At 49.5% G+C, this 18,386-nt stretch carries 17 protein-coding genes; 6 read left to right on the top strand and 11 right to left on the bottom strand.

The features are described from left to right. The first annotated feature begins 56 nt into the window (after nt 1–56). Nucleotides 57–290, top strand: coding sequence for a DUF2798 domain-containing protein (locus ELR70_RS07095; RefSeq protein WP_054014320.1), 234 nt, complete (start codon nt 57–59; stop codon nt 288–290). Continuing rightward, nucleotides 268–600, top strand: a complete 333-nt coding sequence (locus tag ELR70_RS07090; protein ID WP_054014319.1) for an antibiotic biosynthesis monooxygenase — start codon at nt 268–270, stop codon at nt 598–600. Before ELR70_RS07095 ends, ELR70_RS07090 begins: the two co-directional genes overlap by 23 nt. Before the next feature lie 68 nt (nt 601–668). On the opposite strand, the gene ELR70_RS24800 is transcribed toward ELR70_RS07090, so the two are convergent. The 8 genes from ELR70_RS24800 to ELR70_RS07055 all read right to left on the bottom strand — a co-directional run bounded on the left by ELR70_RS24800 (nt 669) and on the right by ELR70_RS07055 (nt 7,557). After that, nucleotides 669–821, bottom strand: a complete 153-nt coding sequence (locus tag ELR70_RS24800) for a hypothetical protein (RefSeq protein WP_160317356.1) — start codon at nt 819–821, stop codon at nt 669–671. Nucleotides 822–925: 104 nt separating this feature from the next. Then, nucleotides 926–1,792, bottom strand: a complete 867-nt coding sequence (locus ELR70_RS07085) for a PD40 domain-containing protein (protein WP_054014318.1) — start codon at nt 1,790–1,792, stop codon at nt 926–928. 239 nt (nt 1,793–2,031) lie between these two features. Next, nucleotides 2,032–4,152 (bottom strand): hypothetical protein, encoded by a 2,121-nt coding sequence (locus ELR70_RS25065; protein WP_128064527.1) that lies wholly within the window; start codon nt 4,150–4,152, stop codon nt 2,032–2,034. After that, on the bottom strand, nt 4,125–4,901 hold the full coding sequence (locus ELR70_RS07075) for a hypothetical protein (protein ID WP_128064526.1): 777 nt from the start codon (nt 4,899–4,901) through the stop codon (nt 4,125–4,127). Before ELR70_RS07075 ends, ELR70_RS25065 begins: the two co-directional genes overlap by 28 nt. A gap of 268 nt (nt 4,902–5,169) precedes the next feature. Continuing rightward, complete coding sequence (locus tag ELR70_RS07070) at nt 5,170–5,637, bottom strand: hypothetical protein (RefSeq protein ID WP_054014316.1); 468 nt, start codon at nt 5,635–5,637, stop codon at nt 5,170–5,172. A gap of 151 nt (nt 5,638–5,788) precedes the next feature. After that, a complete protein-coding gene (locus ELR70_RS07065; protein WP_054014315.1) occupies nt 5,789–6,010 on the bottom strand; it encodes a helix-turn-helix transcriptional regulator in 222 nt (73 codons plus the stop codon). Further along, a complete protein-coding gene (locus ELR70_RS07060) occupies nt 6,003–6,512 on the bottom strand; it encodes a hypothetical protein (RefSeq protein ID WP_054014314.1) in 510 nt (169 codons plus the stop codon). Before ELR70_RS07060 ends, ELR70_RS07065 begins: the two co-directional genes overlap by 8 nt. A 154-nt stretch (nt 6,513–6,666) precedes the next feature. Beyond that, complete coding sequence (locus ELR70_RS07055) at nt 6,667–7,557, bottom strand: PD40 domain-containing protein (RefSeq protein ID WP_054014313.1); 891 nt, start codon at nt 7,555–7,557, stop codon at nt 6,667–6,669. A gap of 295 nt (nt 7,558–7,852) precedes the next feature. Between ELR70_RS07055 and ELR70_RS07050 the strand changes: the two genes are divergently transcribed. Next, nucleotides 7,853–8,791 (top strand): GlcNAc-transferase family protein, encoded by a 939-nt coding sequence (locus tag ELR70_RS07050; protein ID WP_054014312.1) that lies wholly within the window; start codon nt 7,853–7,855, stop codon nt 8,789–8,791. A gap of 9 nt (nt 8,792–8,800) precedes the next feature. After that, nucleotides 8,801–11,605, top strand: a complete 2,805-nt coding sequence (locus tag ELR70_RS07045; RefSeq protein ID WP_054014311.1) for a PqqD family peptide modification chaperone — start codon at nt 8,801–8,803, stop codon at nt 11,603–11,605. 43 nt (nt 11,606–11,648) lie between these two features. On the opposite strand, the gene ELR70_RS07040 is transcribed toward ELR70_RS07045, so the two are convergent. Further along, complete coding sequence (locus tag ELR70_RS07040; protein WP_054014310.1) at nt 11,649–12,092, bottom strand: hypothetical protein; 444 nt, start codon at nt 12,090–12,092, stop codon at nt 11,649–11,651. 184 nt (nt 12,093–12,276) lie between these two features. On the opposite strand from ELR70_RS07040, the gene ELR70_RS07035 reads away from it, so the two are divergent. Both ELR70_RS07035 and ELR70_RS07030 read left to right on the top strand, forming a co-directional pair. Next, on the top strand, nt 12,277–13,299 hold the full coding sequence (locus ELR70_RS07035) for a GDP-mannose 4,6-dehydratase (RefSeq protein WP_054014309.1): 1,023 nt from the start codon (nt 12,277–12,279) through the stop codon (nt 13,297–13,299). A 195-nt stretch (nt 13,300–13,494) separates the two neighbouring features. Continuing rightward, complete coding sequence (locus tag ELR70_RS07030; RefSeq protein WP_054014308.1) at nt 13,495–15,609, top strand: winged helix-turn-helix domain-containing protein; 2,115 nt, start codon at nt 13,495–13,497, stop codon at nt 15,607–15,609. Between the two features lie 51 nt (nt 15,610–15,660). On the opposite strand, the gene secF is transcribed toward ELR70_RS07030, so the two are convergent. Both secF and secD read right to left on the bottom strand, forming a co-directional pair. Further along, on the bottom strand, nt 15,661–16,563 hold the full coding sequence (gene secF, locus ELR70_RS07025; RefSeq protein ID WP_054014307.1) for a protein translocase subunit SecF: 903 nt from the start codon (nt 16,561–16,563) through the stop codon (nt 15,661–15,663). A 1-nt stretch (nt 16,564) separates the two neighbouring features. Then, entirely contained in the window at nt 16,565–18,379 is a 1,815-nt protein-coding gene (secD, locus tag ELR70_RS07020; RefSeq protein WP_054014306.1) for a protein translocase subunit SecD, read from the bottom strand. Nucleotides 18,380–18,386: the final 7 nt, after the last annotated feature.

Below are 18,386 nucleotides of genomic sequence, written 5' to 3'. Positions count from 1 at the left end.
TGATATTCCGCTTTTTTCGACGGCGGATATGATGGATGAGTAACCAAGGAGCCAAGATGCAAAAACTGATATTCACGACCCTATTTTCATTTTGCCTGTCCGCAGTGGTATCAGGCTGGGTCACATACTTAAATCTGGGAATTGACGCAGAATTTATCTCGCACTGGCTAAGCGCATTTTTACACGCCTGGCCTGTGGCACTGATCACGGCATACCTGCTAAGCGGCCCTGTTCTAACACTCACACATTGTATTCTGGAGGTCTTCAATGACAAAAGACAACGCACATAACAACCAGTCCCAACACGATGACGCTATCAATTTGGTCGCCTATATTAATCCAAAATCAGATTACTACCAAGATTGCAAAGCCGCGATTGAGGCAATCATCGAACCGACCCGATGTGAACCTGGCTGCCAGCGTTTTGAGCTTTATGAAAACAAGGATAAGTCACAACTCACTCTTATAGAGCGGTTTTCACGGCGTCATGACTTTGATTTCCACCATGCTCAGCCCTACACCCAGAAAGTGTATCAACTTTATGAGCAAGCTCTGGCAACCCCCGCAGAACTTCACTTTATGACTCAGCTTGACGCGTAGAACACACAAAAATGCCCGCAACATGCGGGCATCTTACTCAGTTTATTGTACTAATGAACAATCAGCGCTTAGTGCATTCGACAGGCAGCATAGGCAGGGTGTGTCCAGCAAATATCAACACTAGCCTGGTTACCCGCTCCCACAATTGCTTTTGTCTGAGTTTTGTCCAAACCATGGTCCTGAAGAGTTTTTACTGCTTTTTTATTTAATTTCAGTTTCATAATCTTTCCTTAGTCAAAATATGAATGCCTTAAGTGGCCAATCAGGTTTAACACAGAACATCTCTGATTGGTACAAAAAAAGTACAAAAACATACCTACTCAGGCTAGTCTTGAACTGGTCTCAGTCGCTCAATCACCTGTGCATCTACCCAATAGATATCCCCTTCTGCGGCTTCAACATCGCGGTTAAAGAATAAATACTTGCCATCGGGCGTTACACTGGCTGACGCTTCCCTGCCAGCGGTATTCACTTGACTCCCTAAGTTAATGGCCGCCCCCCAGCTGCCATCTTTTTGTCGAAAACTAACGTACAGATCGCTGTCACCATACCCCTCTTTCCGCTGACCATCCCAGATAATATAAGAGTCATCAGGCGCTATAAACGGGTGCGCATTATACTGGCCAGTATTGACTTCCGGACCCAACGCGACAGGAGGCTGTCGCTGACCATTGACCACCTCAGAAACTCGGATCACATCTCCACTTTTGTAGTCATCAAGAATATAAGTGCCTTTGCTGGACGAAGTCAGACGCATAATTCCCCAATCATTGCGGTTAAACATCGAACCTAAAACCTGCAACGATCCCCAACCACAGGCTGTACGCTCCATATAGTATTTTCCAAGATGCATAGTTTTTCCGTCCGGAGCCAGGAACGGGCGCCCTACCCTTGGGCCAACCACCTGCTCATGCCATTGATTATGCTGCTGAACATAGGACATTAAAGTCCAGTTACCCGTATCATTATCTCTGCGGGTGAAATAAAACTCCGTCATATCGGGTGAGAAGAAGGCATTGTAATCCCTGTGCTTGGTAGAGACTGCCCCCGGAGCAAATACTTGTGGCACAACCCCCGGTGTTTTTTGCCCCAGATAGGGCCCCGTTAACGTGTCGGATGTCTGATTGGCCAAACTGGCAGGACTCATTATTAAGAGTGAGAAGGATATAGTGAACATTGAGGTAGATTTCATTGCTAAACTCCCGGACTAAATCGTGTTGTTTTTTGGCACTGGCATACAGGAAGCTTAACGAACGAGCCATCCATTACATGATGTTTTACTGATGTCTTTATGAATAATAAAAAAGCATAAAAATCAGATTGATATCAGTATGTATATTGATAAAAATCATAAAAAAAGCCACCCTTCAAAGGTGGCTTGATGAAAGTCACGCTCAGCACTTAATGTGCCAAGGTAAAGTGTCAGCAACATCAGACTTGCTGGTTAGCTGCGCGTACCATTTTTTTTCTGCGCCACCAGGTTGCGCCACCAATCATGACAAGCAAGGTACTGAGCATACCGCTACTTCCACCCGGCTTGGCTTCATTGTTACCCTCACCCGAGTCACTGTTTAAGCCATCACCAGCTCCATCGCCTGAGCCATCGCCTGAGCCATCACCTGAGCCATCACCTGAGCCATCGCCTGAGCCATCACCTGAACCATCGTCGGACGCTTCAACATCAAACTCTAACTCAAGCTGTTGATTTAGCTGACCGTCACTGACTTCAATCTTCACCTTGTACTCACCCGGTTGGGAGAACTGCCCGCTCAAAGTCCCCCATGGCGTCAATTCAAAGCCTTGAGGTAACTCAGCCGCACTAAACTGATAGTCATCCCCGTTCAAGTCAACCACCAGCTCGACCAGCTCTAAGGTTATAGACTCGTCCTGCTGGACAGTGAGCGCTTCTGGCTCTTGACGCCATTGTGGCGCCTGATTTGGTACGTCCAGCGCAATACGATACACACCGCGACCATATGTGAATGCATAGAGGTAATTGGTGTGCTCAATGCGCCTCAATACCATGCGGTATACAGCCACATTGGGCAGCCCGTGAATGAAAGGTTGCCAGCGCTTGCCGCCATTATCCGTGTAATACACACCATAATCGGTGCCGATAAACAGGGTATCCGGATCTTCTTTGAGCTCAACCAGGGTATGTACTGGTAAATCAGGAAACGCGCCTTCCCCTTCACCATCGAGTGCACGCCAGCGGTCCCCTTCGTCTTCACTCTTCCAGATGTGCTTTTCACCAAATGTGGATGTAACCGCATACATGTGTTTGGAATTGTGCAGACTATAGTGTAATTCACGCACATAGGCGGTGTCAGAGAAACTGATATCTTGTCCTATGGTGGTGCTGTCTGAGCTCAACGCATTAGTCAGGCGTTTCAATACCCCATCCGTTTGTGCATACACGACTGTGTTGCTGTCTCCCGGTTTAACCGCCAGCGCGGTAATTCCCCGACGATACTCCTCTGTAAACCGTTCAGATGCACGTTCAAACTGACCATCCGATAATTCATCCAAACGCCACAGGCTTTGCCCACCTAGCCAAATACGTTGGGGATAATTCGGGTCTACCGCATACGGCGCGATAAATAGAGCGCTTTCATAGTCTGCTTTTTGTAAATAGTGGTTTTCTCCGTTCTCACGCAGGAATACGGTGCCATTTTGACTGGACATCAGTGTGCGCTCTTCATCAATAAAAAACGCATAACCGCCATCACCAGGTCCAACATCTTGCCAACCCATATCAGCCGTATATATCCAGCTACCGTTGTCCTGAGCACCACCGACTAAGCGGCTCCCATCCTTCGACACATCACCATGATAAAACTGGGTAACATTGTAGCCTGGGTTCAAAGAGCGCCAGGATATCTCCGCAGCCTCTTGCGCACAGGCGCTCACACCGGACGCAAAGGGGTTACCAGTCTGGGCAATACCGCCGTCATTAACGTTATATAGTCGAGTTTCGTTGACACCATCGTAATTGGGGTGAAAGTAAAGGCCATGGTGATCCACGTGGGGAAGGTCCGCGCCACGATAATAAAACGACATCTGCTGCCAACTCTGACCACCATCTTCAGAGCGCATCAACTCTACTGCACCAACCCAGATAACATTTGCATCTGTGGGGTCTACAGTCAGCGTATTATCAAACCAGCCCTGGCCATAAATGAAACTCCGCTGTGGATCGTCACAATTCAACGTATTTGGGTTAGAGAGCACATATCGGCCCAGTATATCTTCGTGCTGCGGACCAGTGACCAGCGTCCAGTTTTCACCTCCATCCACTGACTTATACAAGCCCTGTAACGCATGAGGTATATCTCCCCGAGCGTTAAACGCAGCCAGTGCGTAAACCGTGTTTGGGTCAGACGGTGCAAAGGCCAAAGTCGTCCGCCCCTGATTGGGCTCAGCAATTACCGCCTGCCAGCTCTGACCTGAGTCCTGACTCAAATAAACTGCACCGCCCTCGCCAAAATTACCACAACTTGCCAGGATGTGATCCTGTTCATCACTTAAGGGCTTACAGCAAGCTCCAGACACCCCCCCACTACCTCGCTCTGATCCAGTGCCTGTTGCCAGCGCTCACCTTTGTCATCAGACAGCCAAATCCCGGTGTTTGTCACCGCATACAAGCGACCTTTGGCTCCAAAATGAAGCTTGTTCACATACTGGAAATTTGCATTATTGTTGGTGCTCTCCAGCTGATACCAGGTCTGCCCCCCATCCTCGGATGTCATGATGCCATCACCGGCAAAGCCAATGCTGTTTGTAAATCCGCGGCCGACATAAACGCCTTCACCGCTGCCCGCAAACAGGCGGTTATTATCGGAGGGATCAAAGACCAATGTGCCTATTGCCATACTGGGCAGATCATTGGCAACCGGTTGCCAGCTTTCTCCGCCATCCACAGACTTCCATATTCCTCCAGAAATCCCGGCAGTAAATAAGATGTCGGGGTTTTGCGGATGAAATACCAGGGTCCGGGTTCGACCACCAACCATATCTGGCCCCAGGTTTTGCCACTGGGTGTCTGAGTGTTCCAGTGCTCGGTGTGCCTGGACCTGCTTGAAAGCCTGCTCATATCGCGCCTGTATATCGATCTGACGCGCGGGATTAACGCGGATCAGGCTCTGCATCGACTTATCAGGTTCACGAATATTTTTCTCGTGTACTTTTACTGTGGGGGTTATATCGTGAATGGTGGGTTGATGATTTGCGTAAATGACCGCTGCAGCAATCGCCGATAAGGCGACGCCACCCAACCAGCGGGCATGTGTTTTATGACGCATATTCACTCCTTTTTAATTGTTTTTGTCCTGTACTGACGACCTGAATAGCCGCTCATTTGTCACCTTATCAGATACGTAACAAGTCTGTATACCAGATAAACAACCTCGTTGTGGTCTTGACACGCCTACCTAGACACCCAGCCTTCTTGATCCAAAGCAAGCTTTCCATATCAAATGTAAAATAAAAGTTCAAATTGATTCACAAAAAGTAAACAACACATTCGTGACGCACTTTGCGTCACAGACACACTAATTAAAAAGGACAATTTTATGAAAAATTTGCGAAACGCTGTATTGGGCGGGTTTTGCCTAACCTTTCGAGCACTTCAATAGATTTCAGATACAGCTCACTGGACTCTTTGCTGTGCCCACCCATGGCGGACGATAGTTGATAGGTATGACGCATATCGTTCAGTAAATCGTGCTTCTTGAGCGGATCTTCATTCATAGCAGTCGGTGCGCCTATCACCATCATTTCACCCGTGCCGATAAAGCCGCCATCAAACAGCTCTCGTGACAGACTGCGCATTTCACTTGCCGACATATTGTGTACATCATAGTTGGCTGCAAGTTCTTGCCACTTGTTTTGTGCCTGCCTGGCTTTGTCACTGAGCGTGACAGTATCACTTGCTGTTTTGGTTGTCTCAGCGGTTTGCTCATCGGCCGTGTAAGTTGCGCGTGTCGCGTAGACCTGGCTGGCTGCGCTGGCGCCAGCGCTTGCATTAATTGCGTTCATTGATGATATCCTTCCATTGGTGGAGATTAAGGCGGGTCATCTCTCAACGGCAAACTAAGCAGGCCCGCTATTTACATTTTGTTAATGCAATTAAGGTGCCAAGAAAACCATCCATTTTACCTAGCTAATTTTGTTTACGTACCGACTTTTTTCACAGCTCACGATGCTGATACTGAAAAACAGATTCCAGCGGCTCGCCAAATACCTGAGCAATTTTAAACGCAACCTCCAGTGACGGAGAGTATTTGGCCGCCTCAATTGCCATGATGGTTTGCCGGGTCACACCAACGCGCTCTGCCAGTTCCTTTTGGGTCATCTCACCCGCCATAAACCTCAGGGTTCTGATTTGGTTTTTGATAGTGCACTCAGCCATAAGGTGTCACCATACGATTTCTGATCAGCTGAGTTGCGTAGTTAACCAGTTCCGCCAGCAAAAAGGCGCCAACCATGATGTGTAACGTGAAAAACGGCAACGGCGCACGCTCGGCAATACCCATACCGTTTTGCTCAAAAGCATATTGACCAATCGCAAAACAGACCCCGGCCTGAAGCGTCCATAACGCATATTTATTACCCACCAGCGACACCTGTTTTTCTCGTTCATCCATAGGCTGATCGACTTCACCATCACTGACCAGCTCCAGCAATAGCTGACTGACAATAGACAAAGCAATCGAAACACCCACAACTTTGATAAGCAGTTGAGATATCCAGACACCACTGGCCAGCTGCTCGGCACTGGCTGCCATTAAACTGGACGCATAAAAATAAACCACGGCGCCCGTCACCAATAAATCCAGAGCCAGGGTTAGATCCCGAAAACTCAGCGAGTCGAGCAATGCCTTAAGCACCTTTAATTTTTCATTGCTTGTCATGACTACCATCCTTAACTAAAAGTAAAAAATATTTGACCTTATACTGGTCAAAACTCCAACCAATGTCAAATATCTTTTACTTCAGGTTATAAATGCACGACACAGTAGCCCCTGATGGGCGTCATCGCTCACGCAGCGTTAAACATTCAAAGCCTCAGTCAACGGATCTGAGATCGTCAATAATTTTTGCATCAACCCAGAACAAGTCGGACTGTGCCTCGCCTGCTTCTCCTTTAGGCTTAACCATTCTGTTGAAAAATAAGTATTTACCATCTGGCGTCACCTGAGGTCCTCCTTCTTCAGCGGCCGTATTAACTCGCGCCCCCAAATTAATCGCTTCACCCCATGAGCCATCAGGCTGACGGAAACTGATATAAAGATCGGAGCTGCCAAACCCCTGCTCCCGTTCACCGTCCCACATAACATAAGACTCGTCGGGCGCGATAAACGGATGGGCATTCCACTTACCGGTATTAATTGCCTTACTGAATGCTTTTGGCGTCTGCCACTCACCCTTGCCCCATTTCGAGTATCTCAGCAGACCATTGCCGTCGCGGGTAAATTCATCAAACACTATGGTACCTTTTAGCGACATTTTAAGGCCCATCACAGGGATATCATCAAATGCGGGGCCGAGCTTTTTCATTTCAGACCACCCGCCTGAGGTGCGCGTTTTATATTCTTTACCGTAAAATACCATTTGACCATCCGGGCTGTAATATGGCGCTCTACCGGTGTGATTGGTCTCGACTTTTTGCCAACCCTCAGCGACTCTTTTAAATGTCACAGACGTCGTTTCGCGCTGCCCTTTGCTCACCCGCCACCGGGACACATAAAGCACTTCTTTATCAGGCGCGAAATGCACTGCATCTCCCCACTCAGGTGTCGACACTATTCCAGGGGCAAACACTTTTGGCACAAGCCCGGGTGGATTTTGGCCTAAATAAGGACCCTTCAACTCGGGCTGTACACCTTGAGCATGACTGTTATTGCACAGCAGCAAACCCAAAACTGACAAAAGTAGCTTAAATTGTTGAGGCTTCATTCTATATTCTCCAGATAAATGGGTAGATATCAGCCCTGACATTATCAATAACAGGGTAAAAAACTGGGCCTGACTGTGACTTATCGCTGACTTTATCCTTTTCAGAATTAAAACCAAATTTATCATAACCTTACATCGACACAGTGTGACACTCCATAAGCAAGTTAAGAAGTGTTCAAATGCCCGTAGCAGGCGCAATCAAGCAGAACATGGGCGACTGAGGGCAAACAAGAATCGTGATGTCAGAGGTTTTTTAATCTACGCTTTATGTACAGTAGCTAGGGGTAACTCTGTTATGAATGCGTCTATTTTCGTGCAAATTGCGGCCTATCGGGATCCTGAATTACTGGCCACCATAAGGAGCGCCATCGATAATGCGAGCAACCCACAGCGACTTGTTTTCGGTGTCTGCTGGCAGTATATCCCCGGGCTGGATGAATACTTGTTGTTTCCCACTGAACTTGATGCAGATATCAGACTGGTTGCGGTGCCTGTCGAGCAGGCGCAAGGCGTGTGCTGGGCGCGCCATGTGGCGCAAAATTTATATCGTGACGAAGATTTTGTGCTCTCCATAGACAGCCACACCCGATTCGTTGCTGACTGGGACAGGCTCATGATAGAAGAGTTAGCACTTTGCCCGAGTAACAAACCCGTGCTAACCACCTATCCAGCCCCTTTTCAGGCGCAGACATCCCTCGCAGATACGCCCATTGCCCGATTAAAAGTGGGGCCGGTCTTGGATGGCAGTGTCCGTTTCGAGCCTTTTTTTGACACTGACGCAACACCACATAAAGAACCCATTGCCAGCCACTTGTGTGCCTGCGGTTTTTACTTCGCACAAGGTCAGCTCAATCACGACTTACCGATCGATCCCATCATGTACTTTAATCAGGAAGAATTTACTCATTCTCTGAAACTCTGGACCTTAGGATACGATTGCTTTATTCCGTCTCAGCACTTGGTATTACACCAGTACGGCAAAGAAAAACCGGTGTTCGATCAGCATGTACACTGGAATGACGACGCTAAATGGGTAGCGCTGAATACCCGCGCGCAGATCCGCCTGCGTGCATTGATTGAACACACGTTTGACCCGGCCCATGACAGCTTTCCTGTCCAGAACTTCCCGCTGGGCAAGGCCCGGACAGCCTCGCAATACCTGTCTTTGCTGGCACTCGAATACCGGGATGGCGAGCTTTACCCCCAGACCAAAGATACCCAGGTAACGCGTTAGAGGAACACTATGTTATTACCTAAGATTTCCTGCTTTTGCTGTACCTTTGGCCGCCCACACTTACTGGAAGAGGCCATTGAATCGTTTCTGCGCCAGGATTATGCAGGCGAAAAAGAGCTGATTGTACTCAATGACTTCAGCGGGCACCGTTTACTGTTCGAACACCCGAAAGTGACTGTCATCAACCTGCCGACCCGCGTTGTTCCTCTGGGTAAAAAGTTCAATCTGGCTGCCAGTTACTGCACAGGTGACATCTTAATGCCCTGGGAGGACGATGACATTTATCTGCCCTGGCGGCTCAGCGTAAGTGCCGCGCAGATCCGTGATGGTGTTTTCCACACCCGCCAGGCTTGGCTGGAAAACAGCGACCATGAACTTGAATATTCTGAAAACCTCTACCAGTGTAACCTGGCGATTGACCGTACTGTATGGCAGCAAATTGGCGGCTATTTAGAACATGATGTCAGTGCGATTGATTTAGCGCTGTTTCGTTCGCTGGGTGGCGAAAAACACACTCAAACATTGCCCCAGAAAGATATATTTTATGTCTATCGCTGGCAGTCATCCGGCGCTTTTCATGCTTCTGAAGTTGGCGGCAACTGCGCCAGTATCAGCGATCATGCCGGCTATATTGTTAATCAGTTGGCCGTCTCGGGGCAAATACCGCTGGGAGATGTACAGCTTAAACCGCGCTGGCAAAGAGATTATGTTGCACTCAGTCGGTGTGCCAGTATTCCAACCCGCTCACCAGCGCCACAGTATGTGCCCGAGGCGCAGCCAAACACGTGCCCTGTCACACAGGGTTTCCAGATTGATGAACAGGTGTTTATTAACAGCCCACTTCACGACACCTGGTTTTTACTCGACCCCTTAGCAAGCACCATCTGGCAAGGGCTGCAAACAAACCAATCACTATCCGACATCGCGCTCACGTTGCATCGTCAGTATGGGACCGATGTGGCCCATGCCAAAGCCGACATACACGCTATCACTGCAAACTTCAGCCAGGAAGGCTTACTACGCGACTGGCGCGACCCCCTCTGGCTTGAATACGAAGGCCAGGTAATTGTGGTGATAATTGAGCAGGATACGCTACGCAATGATATTAAACGTATCTTTGCACAACTACAGTCCGAGTGGCCTGTTAACTGGGATCATCTTATAGAGATCCGTGAAGAGCGGGAGTTTTATAGTGTGTATCTTGATAAGCAACAGGATGCCGAATTACTCTATGCAGATCAGGCCCTTTACCGTGTAATCGAGTTACTGCAAACACTCAGAGGATCAATAACCCGCCATGATACCTATCTCAGCGGCTTATTACTGAGGGTAAAGACGCAAATAATTGCCATTTGCAGCCAGGAATCCAGTCTCTGCTCACACAGTTTAGAAACACTGAGCTCGCCGCAAGTTGAGGTCCTCAGTCATGGGCGCTTTAAAATAACCAGCGATAAAAGCGTACGGGCGGTTAGTACTCCCCACATTTGTAACGCACAACAGAGTAAAACGCGTCACACTCGACCCATTACCAGTACCTATTTTAATGACCAGTTGCATCATATTTATGAGTCCATCGCCTGTGATGAACAGACTGACTACCAGGTTGATCAACTTATTATTGCTACTCCTTCTTTGTCATCAACCAGGCTCTCTACCATACAGGCTTTATCAATAATACTCACCGAAGGCATACTCCGGACATCCCATTTAAGCCAAGCTCAAACAACGCACCTGGTCAGCTGGTTAACCTCAGCCCACCCGCTTGCCATTACGCCCGATGATCTGGCGCTCAGCACGCTGCCGCTGTGTCTGGAAACAGCGCAAACCGATCCCTCTGAACTTTCTCATTTTCAAATCCCACAGTTTAAGCGCTTTGACAAACAACGCACTCGACTGGCTTTGCCCAGCGTTTTACCGACAAATCAACAAAGAGCAGACAACAGACAGCGGTATGCCCAGGTTAACATCAACCCCTCTATTGACTTAATTGAATGGGTAAGCCAAAGGCTCCAGGCCGGTGAAAGCAAGGCACAGGTATACAGAGATCTGATTGAATCTGGCTACTCTATGGAAATGGCCGAAAAAGCCATGTATGGGTTTAAACCTAAGGTAAAGACAGAACAAATAGAAGATGCCAGCCTGCGTGAAAGCACACCCACCAAACCGAGCCTTTATTTTGCCTTTGCCAACATCGCCATCACACAAAACCCCGCCAGCATCCGCATTGCAGATGTACGCGCACAAATCTACCGTCTTGAGGGCGCCTTTTCTGAGCAGGAATGCCAATCTTTAATAACCAGTTTAGAAGGCCACTTTCAGCCCTCAACTGTGGTTGACCAGCAGGGAGACAGTAACCAGGGTTATCGCACCTCCTGCACCGCCTGTCTGGAGCAGATAAGCGAGCAGGAAAATGACAGAATAAAAGGCAAAATCAGTGCCCTGATGGGCATTGATAGCGCGTATCTGGAATCTTTACAGATCCAACGCTACGGCACCGGGCAAGAGTACAAAGTTCACTGTGATTTCTTTCATGAGTCATCCCCCAGCTACCAAAAATGCATCGACAGTGTCGGCCAGCGGACCTGGACGTGCGTTGTCTATTTAAACGATAACTTTACAGGTGGAAACACGCATTTTACCCAGCTGGATATTACGGTCATGCCCCGCACCGGCATGGCCCTGTGCTGGAACAACTTGTCGCCACTGGGGAAACCTAACCAATACACCTACCACTGCGGCCAGCCGGTTGAGTCGGGATTCAAATACATTATCAGTGCCTGGTTCAGAGAAAAACCATTTACTAAAACGCAATAATAAGAAAGCACCATTACAGTGAACAGTGCTTTGCTTTGTCATGTTATACCGGTGGAGGTGGTGCCCCGCCAAAGGTTGTGGGCGGCGGAGGTGGCGGTATGTTGCCAAATGTTGTTGGCGGTGGTGGGGGCATAGCTGTAGGTGCAGGCGGTGGTGGTGGCGTCACCACAGGCTGATCAGTCACATTAGGGTCTGTATCATCCAGGTCGGTATCGTTATCAACATACCCGTCCACGTAGTCTACGCAGCTCTGAATACTGACATCAGCATTACCAAAACCATCATAATCACTGTCCTGATACAGTGTGTAGGGTAAAAAATCCCCATGGTTCTGAATATGCTTATTTACCGCTTTCATTGATACCGTGATCACGTGTACATCGTAGCGACTGTGGTGACACACATCGATTTTTTCGCCTTTGGCGGCGACTTGCATCGATGTTGCCATAAGCACGGCCACTGCAACACGTGTTAGGTTAGAATTCATGAGTACCTCCCGGGTAATTGGGTACTCATACAGTATGGTCAATAATCCGACAAGTTCAATGCAAAAAGCTGAATAATATTCTTCGTAGTCGATTTACTTAGTCGCCTCCCGATAACGGTTTGCTCTGTACACCCGCTATGAACAGCTATAGTTAAATGTATCACCCATTCACCGAGCGATTTTTATGGCTGAAACACGTGTCTTAATTACAGGAGGTGCCGGATTTATTGCCCACCACCTGGTGCTGGAAATCCTGCGGCGAACAGACTGGCACATCACTACACTGGACAGGCTCGACTACAGCGGCAACCTCAACCGGCTTCAGGACGCATTGAGCGAACTTCCTCCGGCTGTGACACAGCGGGTAAAAATTGTGTTTCACGACTTAAAAGCGGCATTAAACCCGCAAATTGTTCAGGAAATTGGCCAGGTAGACTATGTTTTTCATCTGGCTGCGGGGTCTCATGTAGACAGAAGCATTGCCTACCCGATGAGCTTTGTGCTGGATAACGTCGTGGGCACCTGTAATATTCTGGACTTTGCCCGTACCCAGGATAGTCTAAAACGGTTTTTTTATTTCAGTACAGACGAAGTATTTGGTCCGGCCCCCGCCGATGTACGCTACAAAGAAAATGACCGCTACAACAGCACCAATCCATACTCAGCAACCAAAGCCGGGGGCGAAGAGCTCGCCGTCGCCTACCACAACACGTATAAAGTACCCGTGGTGATCACCCATACCATGAATGTGTTTGGACAGCGACAGCACCCGGAGAAGTTTATTCCGCAAAGCATCAGAAAAATACAGCAAGGAGACACCGTCACGATCCACAGCGACAAGACCTGTACCATCCCGGGATCGCGCTTTTATATTCATGCACAGGATGTTGCCGATGCCCTGCTGTTTCTGGTTGATACCAACTGGTCAGAGGCAACCGACTATGAGCAAGCCCTTTGCCCAAAATTCAATATCGTTGGCGCCAGGGAGTTAAATAACTTAGAACTGGCGCAGATCATTGCACAAGTGCAAAACAAACCCTTGCATTATGAATTGGTAGACTTTCATTCCTCACGGCCGGGGCATGACTTGAGGTATGCCCTTTGCGGCGAAAAAATGAAACAATTGGGCTGGTCACCTAAGGTGGACCTGCTTGATCGTCTGGAGCAAGTGGTGCATTGGACCTTGCTAAACCCCAGGTGGTGCTAACACTTCGCAAAGTCAGAAGCCATTATATTGGTAATTCAACGCCGATGTTATATTCTGCTGTTATTAATTTATCCACCCCCAGACACTTCATAAGGTTTGAAGTGATGGGCGAACCGGACGAACAATAACAATAATAACAAAGTAGCGCTACTCTGGTTGAGTGGCAGTGAAAGCGCCAAGTGCACTAGGGATGTTATGACACAGCAATACTGGGTTGGTGAGTTTTTTGTAGACTTATCGCGTAACCAAATTACCGTCAAAGAAGAAGTAAAAACCTTAGCGCCCAAAGCGCTGTCAGTGCTTACCATACTCGCTCAGCATCAGGGCCAGGTACTCAGTCAGGACACTCTGCTGGATCAAGTCTGGCAAGATACCATTGTCTCGCCAAATACCTTGCAGCGCTGTATTGCTCAGCTAAGGAAAGCATTAGGTGATGATGGTAAAGAGCAGCATATCATCAAGACCCATGCTAAGCAGGGCTATAGTCTGGAATGTGAAGTACGCTGGCATACCCAGCCGCAAAGCGTAACACCTGCACAACAAGAAACGGTCACGCAACCACCTCCAAGCCACGCACCAGCCCCCGCTCAGATACGCTCCCGCTCGCAATTCGGATTTGCCCTGTTTGCGGCAGCATTCTTTATTGTTGGTCTTGCTGCTTCGGTATTATTTGAGCCAAGTTCAGGCGAACAGCTGACGATCAGCGAATTTCGACCTCTGACAGCCACCGACAATCGCGAAGTGGCTGGGGTTTACTCACCCGACGGCGAATATATTGTGTTTCACCGTTACTCCACAGAACTATGTCGTAACAATATCTGGGCAAAACGTATAGACACCCAGCAGGAATTTCGCCTGACGGATAATCTGGATATCAACGGACAGCATCAGTTTTCACCCGATGGCAAAACGCTGGCATTCGTGCAAACCTCAACCTGTGCTCAACCCGTAACCCAAAAGTTCTGTTATCACCTGATGACACTGGATTTCGATAAAGCACTGCAAACACCTCAAGCCCCAACTCGTGTGCTGGAATGTAAAAACTCACAGATAAGAGAGCCACAATGGCTCGACAGCGAACATATTGCACTACTGCAAAAAACCGACGAACGCTGGAAGCTGATCCGCTACTCAATGACAGATAACACCAGCGCCCCCCTGTATGAGGTCAGTGATGGCGACATCGTCAGCTATGATTATTCCCGTAAAGAAGGCCTGCTGGCGGTTGTACGTCTTGGTGAGGGTGAACACTATTATCTTGATATGCTGAGGCCCGATGGTGAGCAGGTATCCAGTCACCGAATTCACTATCCAAATACCATTGCCCGGTTCAGGCCCATCTATCCCAATTTTTCGCCCTATGAAAACCAGCTGGCCTTCAGTACCGGACGGCAGTTATATACCCTCACTTATCAGGGGCAGATCAGTCCGGTGACCCTGCCAGTTGACGAACCTATGGGCTCCCCGGTGTTTCATCCAGGTGGTAACCGTATGCTGGTGATCAAAGGACAATATGACAGTGATATTCTCACTATACCTTTTGGTGATGATGCCTCGCTGCAAACGTCGCGAGCGACAATCCTCGAGCGCTCCACCAAAGAAGAAAGTAATGCGATATTTCAGCCGGGCGGCGACCTGCTCGCCTTTAACTCAGCACGCTCCGGACAAATGCAGATCTGGCTCAGCGATGGGCAAGTGCCCCGTCAGCTCAGTAACTTCCCGATGGATACCTTTTTATACGAAACCCATTGGTCAGCCGATGGCACTGAGCTTTTAACCAACGCAGACAAAGCGCTGGTGAAGTTCTCGCTGGATGGCACAGCGCACGCCATTACCCTGGCGCACCCGGTAGAGCAATTGTTTTACTGGCACAGCGGCGCTCAGACGGCACTTGCCCAGCTCAAAATAAATGGTGTGCTCACGTTTGCAGAGCTGAACCTGACAAACTCAGCCATACGAGTTCTGAACGACCGCGAGGTCACCTGGGCACTCAAAACCGCTGACGGTAGCCTGATTTACACCGATCATATGGATCGCTTCTGGCGATCTGGTCCGGTTGAAGACGAACTGATCCAGCCTCTTTTGGATCAGGGCAGCGAGCGGCGCTTTACCGCTTTTGGCAATACTCTTTATGGGATCAATGAAAACGCACAATTGTGGTCATACGATCTGCACAGCGGTGATTTAGAGATCTTAACCACAGTGGAAAATGAGATTGTCCGTATTTCAGCCGTCAACGACAAGCAGATCTTGTTGATCAAACAGCTCACATCCCGCAAAGAAGTGGTCGAGTTGCTGCTGGCGGACTAAACTACAACTCAAAAGGGCAGTCCATCACCTGCCCTTTAAACAACGCGCTTTTTAAGGCTCTGCCAGCTGTCGCTGTTCCTGTTCGCTCAGCGAACGCTGATAGTTACTGTGGCTCAGGCCCAGCCACTGCGGTAACGTTACGCTGACAAAAATGGAAGACCAGGTCCCTACAGCAACCCCAATGAATAAAGCACTCGCAAACCCCTGTAAACTGACCCCACCGAGCCACCAAAGTGAAGCTATGGTTGTCAGTGTCGTCAGCGAGGTAATGGCTGTTCTGCCCACAGTGCTGCCCAACGCCGCATTAATGGTGTTGCTCACGGAGCTATCCGGACGGGCGCGCACCAACTCACGGACTTTGTCACCTATGACAATCGAATCATTCAATGAGTAACCAATGATGGCCAGCAAGGCAGCCAATACCGTCAGGTCAAATTCCATTCCGGTCGCAGCGAAAAAGCCCAGAGTGATAAGCACGTCATGTAGCAGGGCCAGACTTGCCGATACAGCCAGTCGCCATTCAAATCGTATTACCAGATACAGGCCCACTGCCAACAGGCTAACGAGCAAAGCCAGCCCGCCCTGCTCGATGAGCTCAGCACCAATCTGCGCACCCACATAGCGGCTGTCGAGGATTTCCATCCCCAGTTCGTCGGGTAACTGAGTGTGCCAGCCGAGCGGTGTCGGGCTGTTATTGTACGGTGGCTGAAATAATTGCCAGTGAAGCGCCCCTTGCTCAGATAATCGAAACTCCCCGGAAACATAAGGAGTCAGCTGGTGGCGTAACTCACGGATGGAGATATCCTGAGTGAGCTGGAACTCACTGACATAGCCACCAGTAAAATCCTGTCCGAGCTCAAGTCCATGCTGGTTGATGAGTACAGCACTGAGTATCATCGCAATCAGACTCAGCAGTAAGCCTGAGGTTCGAAGTGTTTGCCATAGATCGCGCATATCAGGCTCCTTTTACCGGCTTGGTCCGATAGAACCACTGAGACAGTTGCCCGGAGACCACCACACCGCAGAACATACTGGTCATAATCCCCAGTGCCAGGGTGATGGCAAACCCCTTAACCGGGCCATAGCCAATGGACATTAATACCAATGCAGTAATCATGGTGGTCAGATTGGCATCTATGATGCTACTTTGCGCCTGCTTGTAACCGCGTTGCAGTGCCGAGCGCATGCTGCTTCCCTGGCGCTTTTCTTCTTTGACCCGCTCAAAGATAATCACATTGGTATCGACCGCCATACCTATCGTCAGGACCAGACCTGCAATCCCCGGCAAGGTTAGCACTATGCCGGGTAACAAAGACATCAGACCGACTAAACACACCAGATTTGCCACCAGCGCCACGCAGGCAATAACGCCCAGTTTGCGATACCACAGCAGCATAAAACCCATCGTCAGTGACAGGCCCAGTGCCAGTGCCGCAAAGCCGCTGCTGATGTTCTGCTCACCCAAACTCGGTCCTATGGTGCGCTCGGTTACTATGGTCAAGGGCGCGTCTAAGGAGCCTGCCCGCAGTAACAGTGCCAGATCCTGCGCTTTTTGCCACGACCCTAAATTGGTTATACTGAAGCGCTGTCCCAGTACCTGCTGGATGGTAGCCACGGAGATCACCTGACTGCTTTCGCGGATCTCTCCCCGGCTGTCGGCAATGTACTCACTGTACATGGTCGCCATAGGCTGACCCACATGAGTGCGGGAAAAACGCAGCATTTTATCGCCCCCCCGGGATGATAAAAATAACTGCACCAGAGGTTTTCCATATTCGTCCCGGCCAGCCTGCGCCGAGTCGATATCGGCCCCGGTAAAGATGGCTCGTGGATCTAACCCCACCATGCCGTGTTCAGCTTTAACGCGCTTGCCACCGAATTCCTGCAAGGCGTGAAAAGACAGCTGTGCCGTGGCACCGATGATCCGCTTTGCCGCCGCCGGGTCCTGCACTCCCGGCAATTCAATGCGAATATAATTCGCGCCCTGACGCTGTGTGACTGCTTCAGTAATACCCAGCTCTTCAATCCGAGAGCGCAGCGTCGTCAGCGCCTGGGTCATGGTTTGTTTTTCAAATGCTGCTTTGCCAGCCTCATCGTAGCTGAGTGTTGCCCGCAATAAATGACCGTGTTTATGTGTCTGGACGCTCAGGTGTTGAAACTGGGCCAGCAATGCCGTCTGTAACTGCTGCAATGCCGCCGCCCCCTGAGGGAGCGCCACCAACTCAAGACCTGCAACCGAACTGCGTTCAATACGCACGCCTTTTAATTTATCGCGGATGCGCTGAGACTTAGCCTCCAGCGCAATATTTTCCATGCGCTTTTCCAGTGCTTTGTCGGTATCGACTTTCAACACGAACAGCACCCCACCATTTAAATCCAGGCCCAGCTTAATGGGTGATAACCCCAGCCGTTGCAACCAATACGGCGCAGTGGCTTGTTCAACCACTTTTACAGACGCCTGATCCCGCAACGCCTCGGCCAGTACCTCTTGCGCTGCAGCGGAGGCAGTCTGTGACGTCAACGTCACCAACGTTGGCTCACCCGAACCTATCTGTGCAACGTTAAAGCCGTGGCTTTGTAGCAATTGCACAAGCGTGTCGGGACTGGGCAAGGTCTGCGCTTGTGGCAGCGCACTGATACTGAGTTGGGTTTTGTTTTGATATAAATTGGGCATGGCACACAGACCCAATACAAGGATCACCGCCACCACCAACAGCCGTTTGAACCGCGCCGGCCAGGCCGTATCCGCTGCGTTCGTTCTTCTATTCATAATTTGA

It is taken from the genome of Pseudoalteromonas sp. R3, assembly GCF_004014715.1.
Taxonomy (GTDB): Bacteria; Pseudomonadota; Gammaproteobacteria; order Enterobacterales; family Alteromonadaceae; genus Pseudoalteromonas.
The sequence above is the reverse complement of the archived record's forward strand: the minus strand, read 5'-3'. Positions and strand labels throughout refer to the sequence as shown.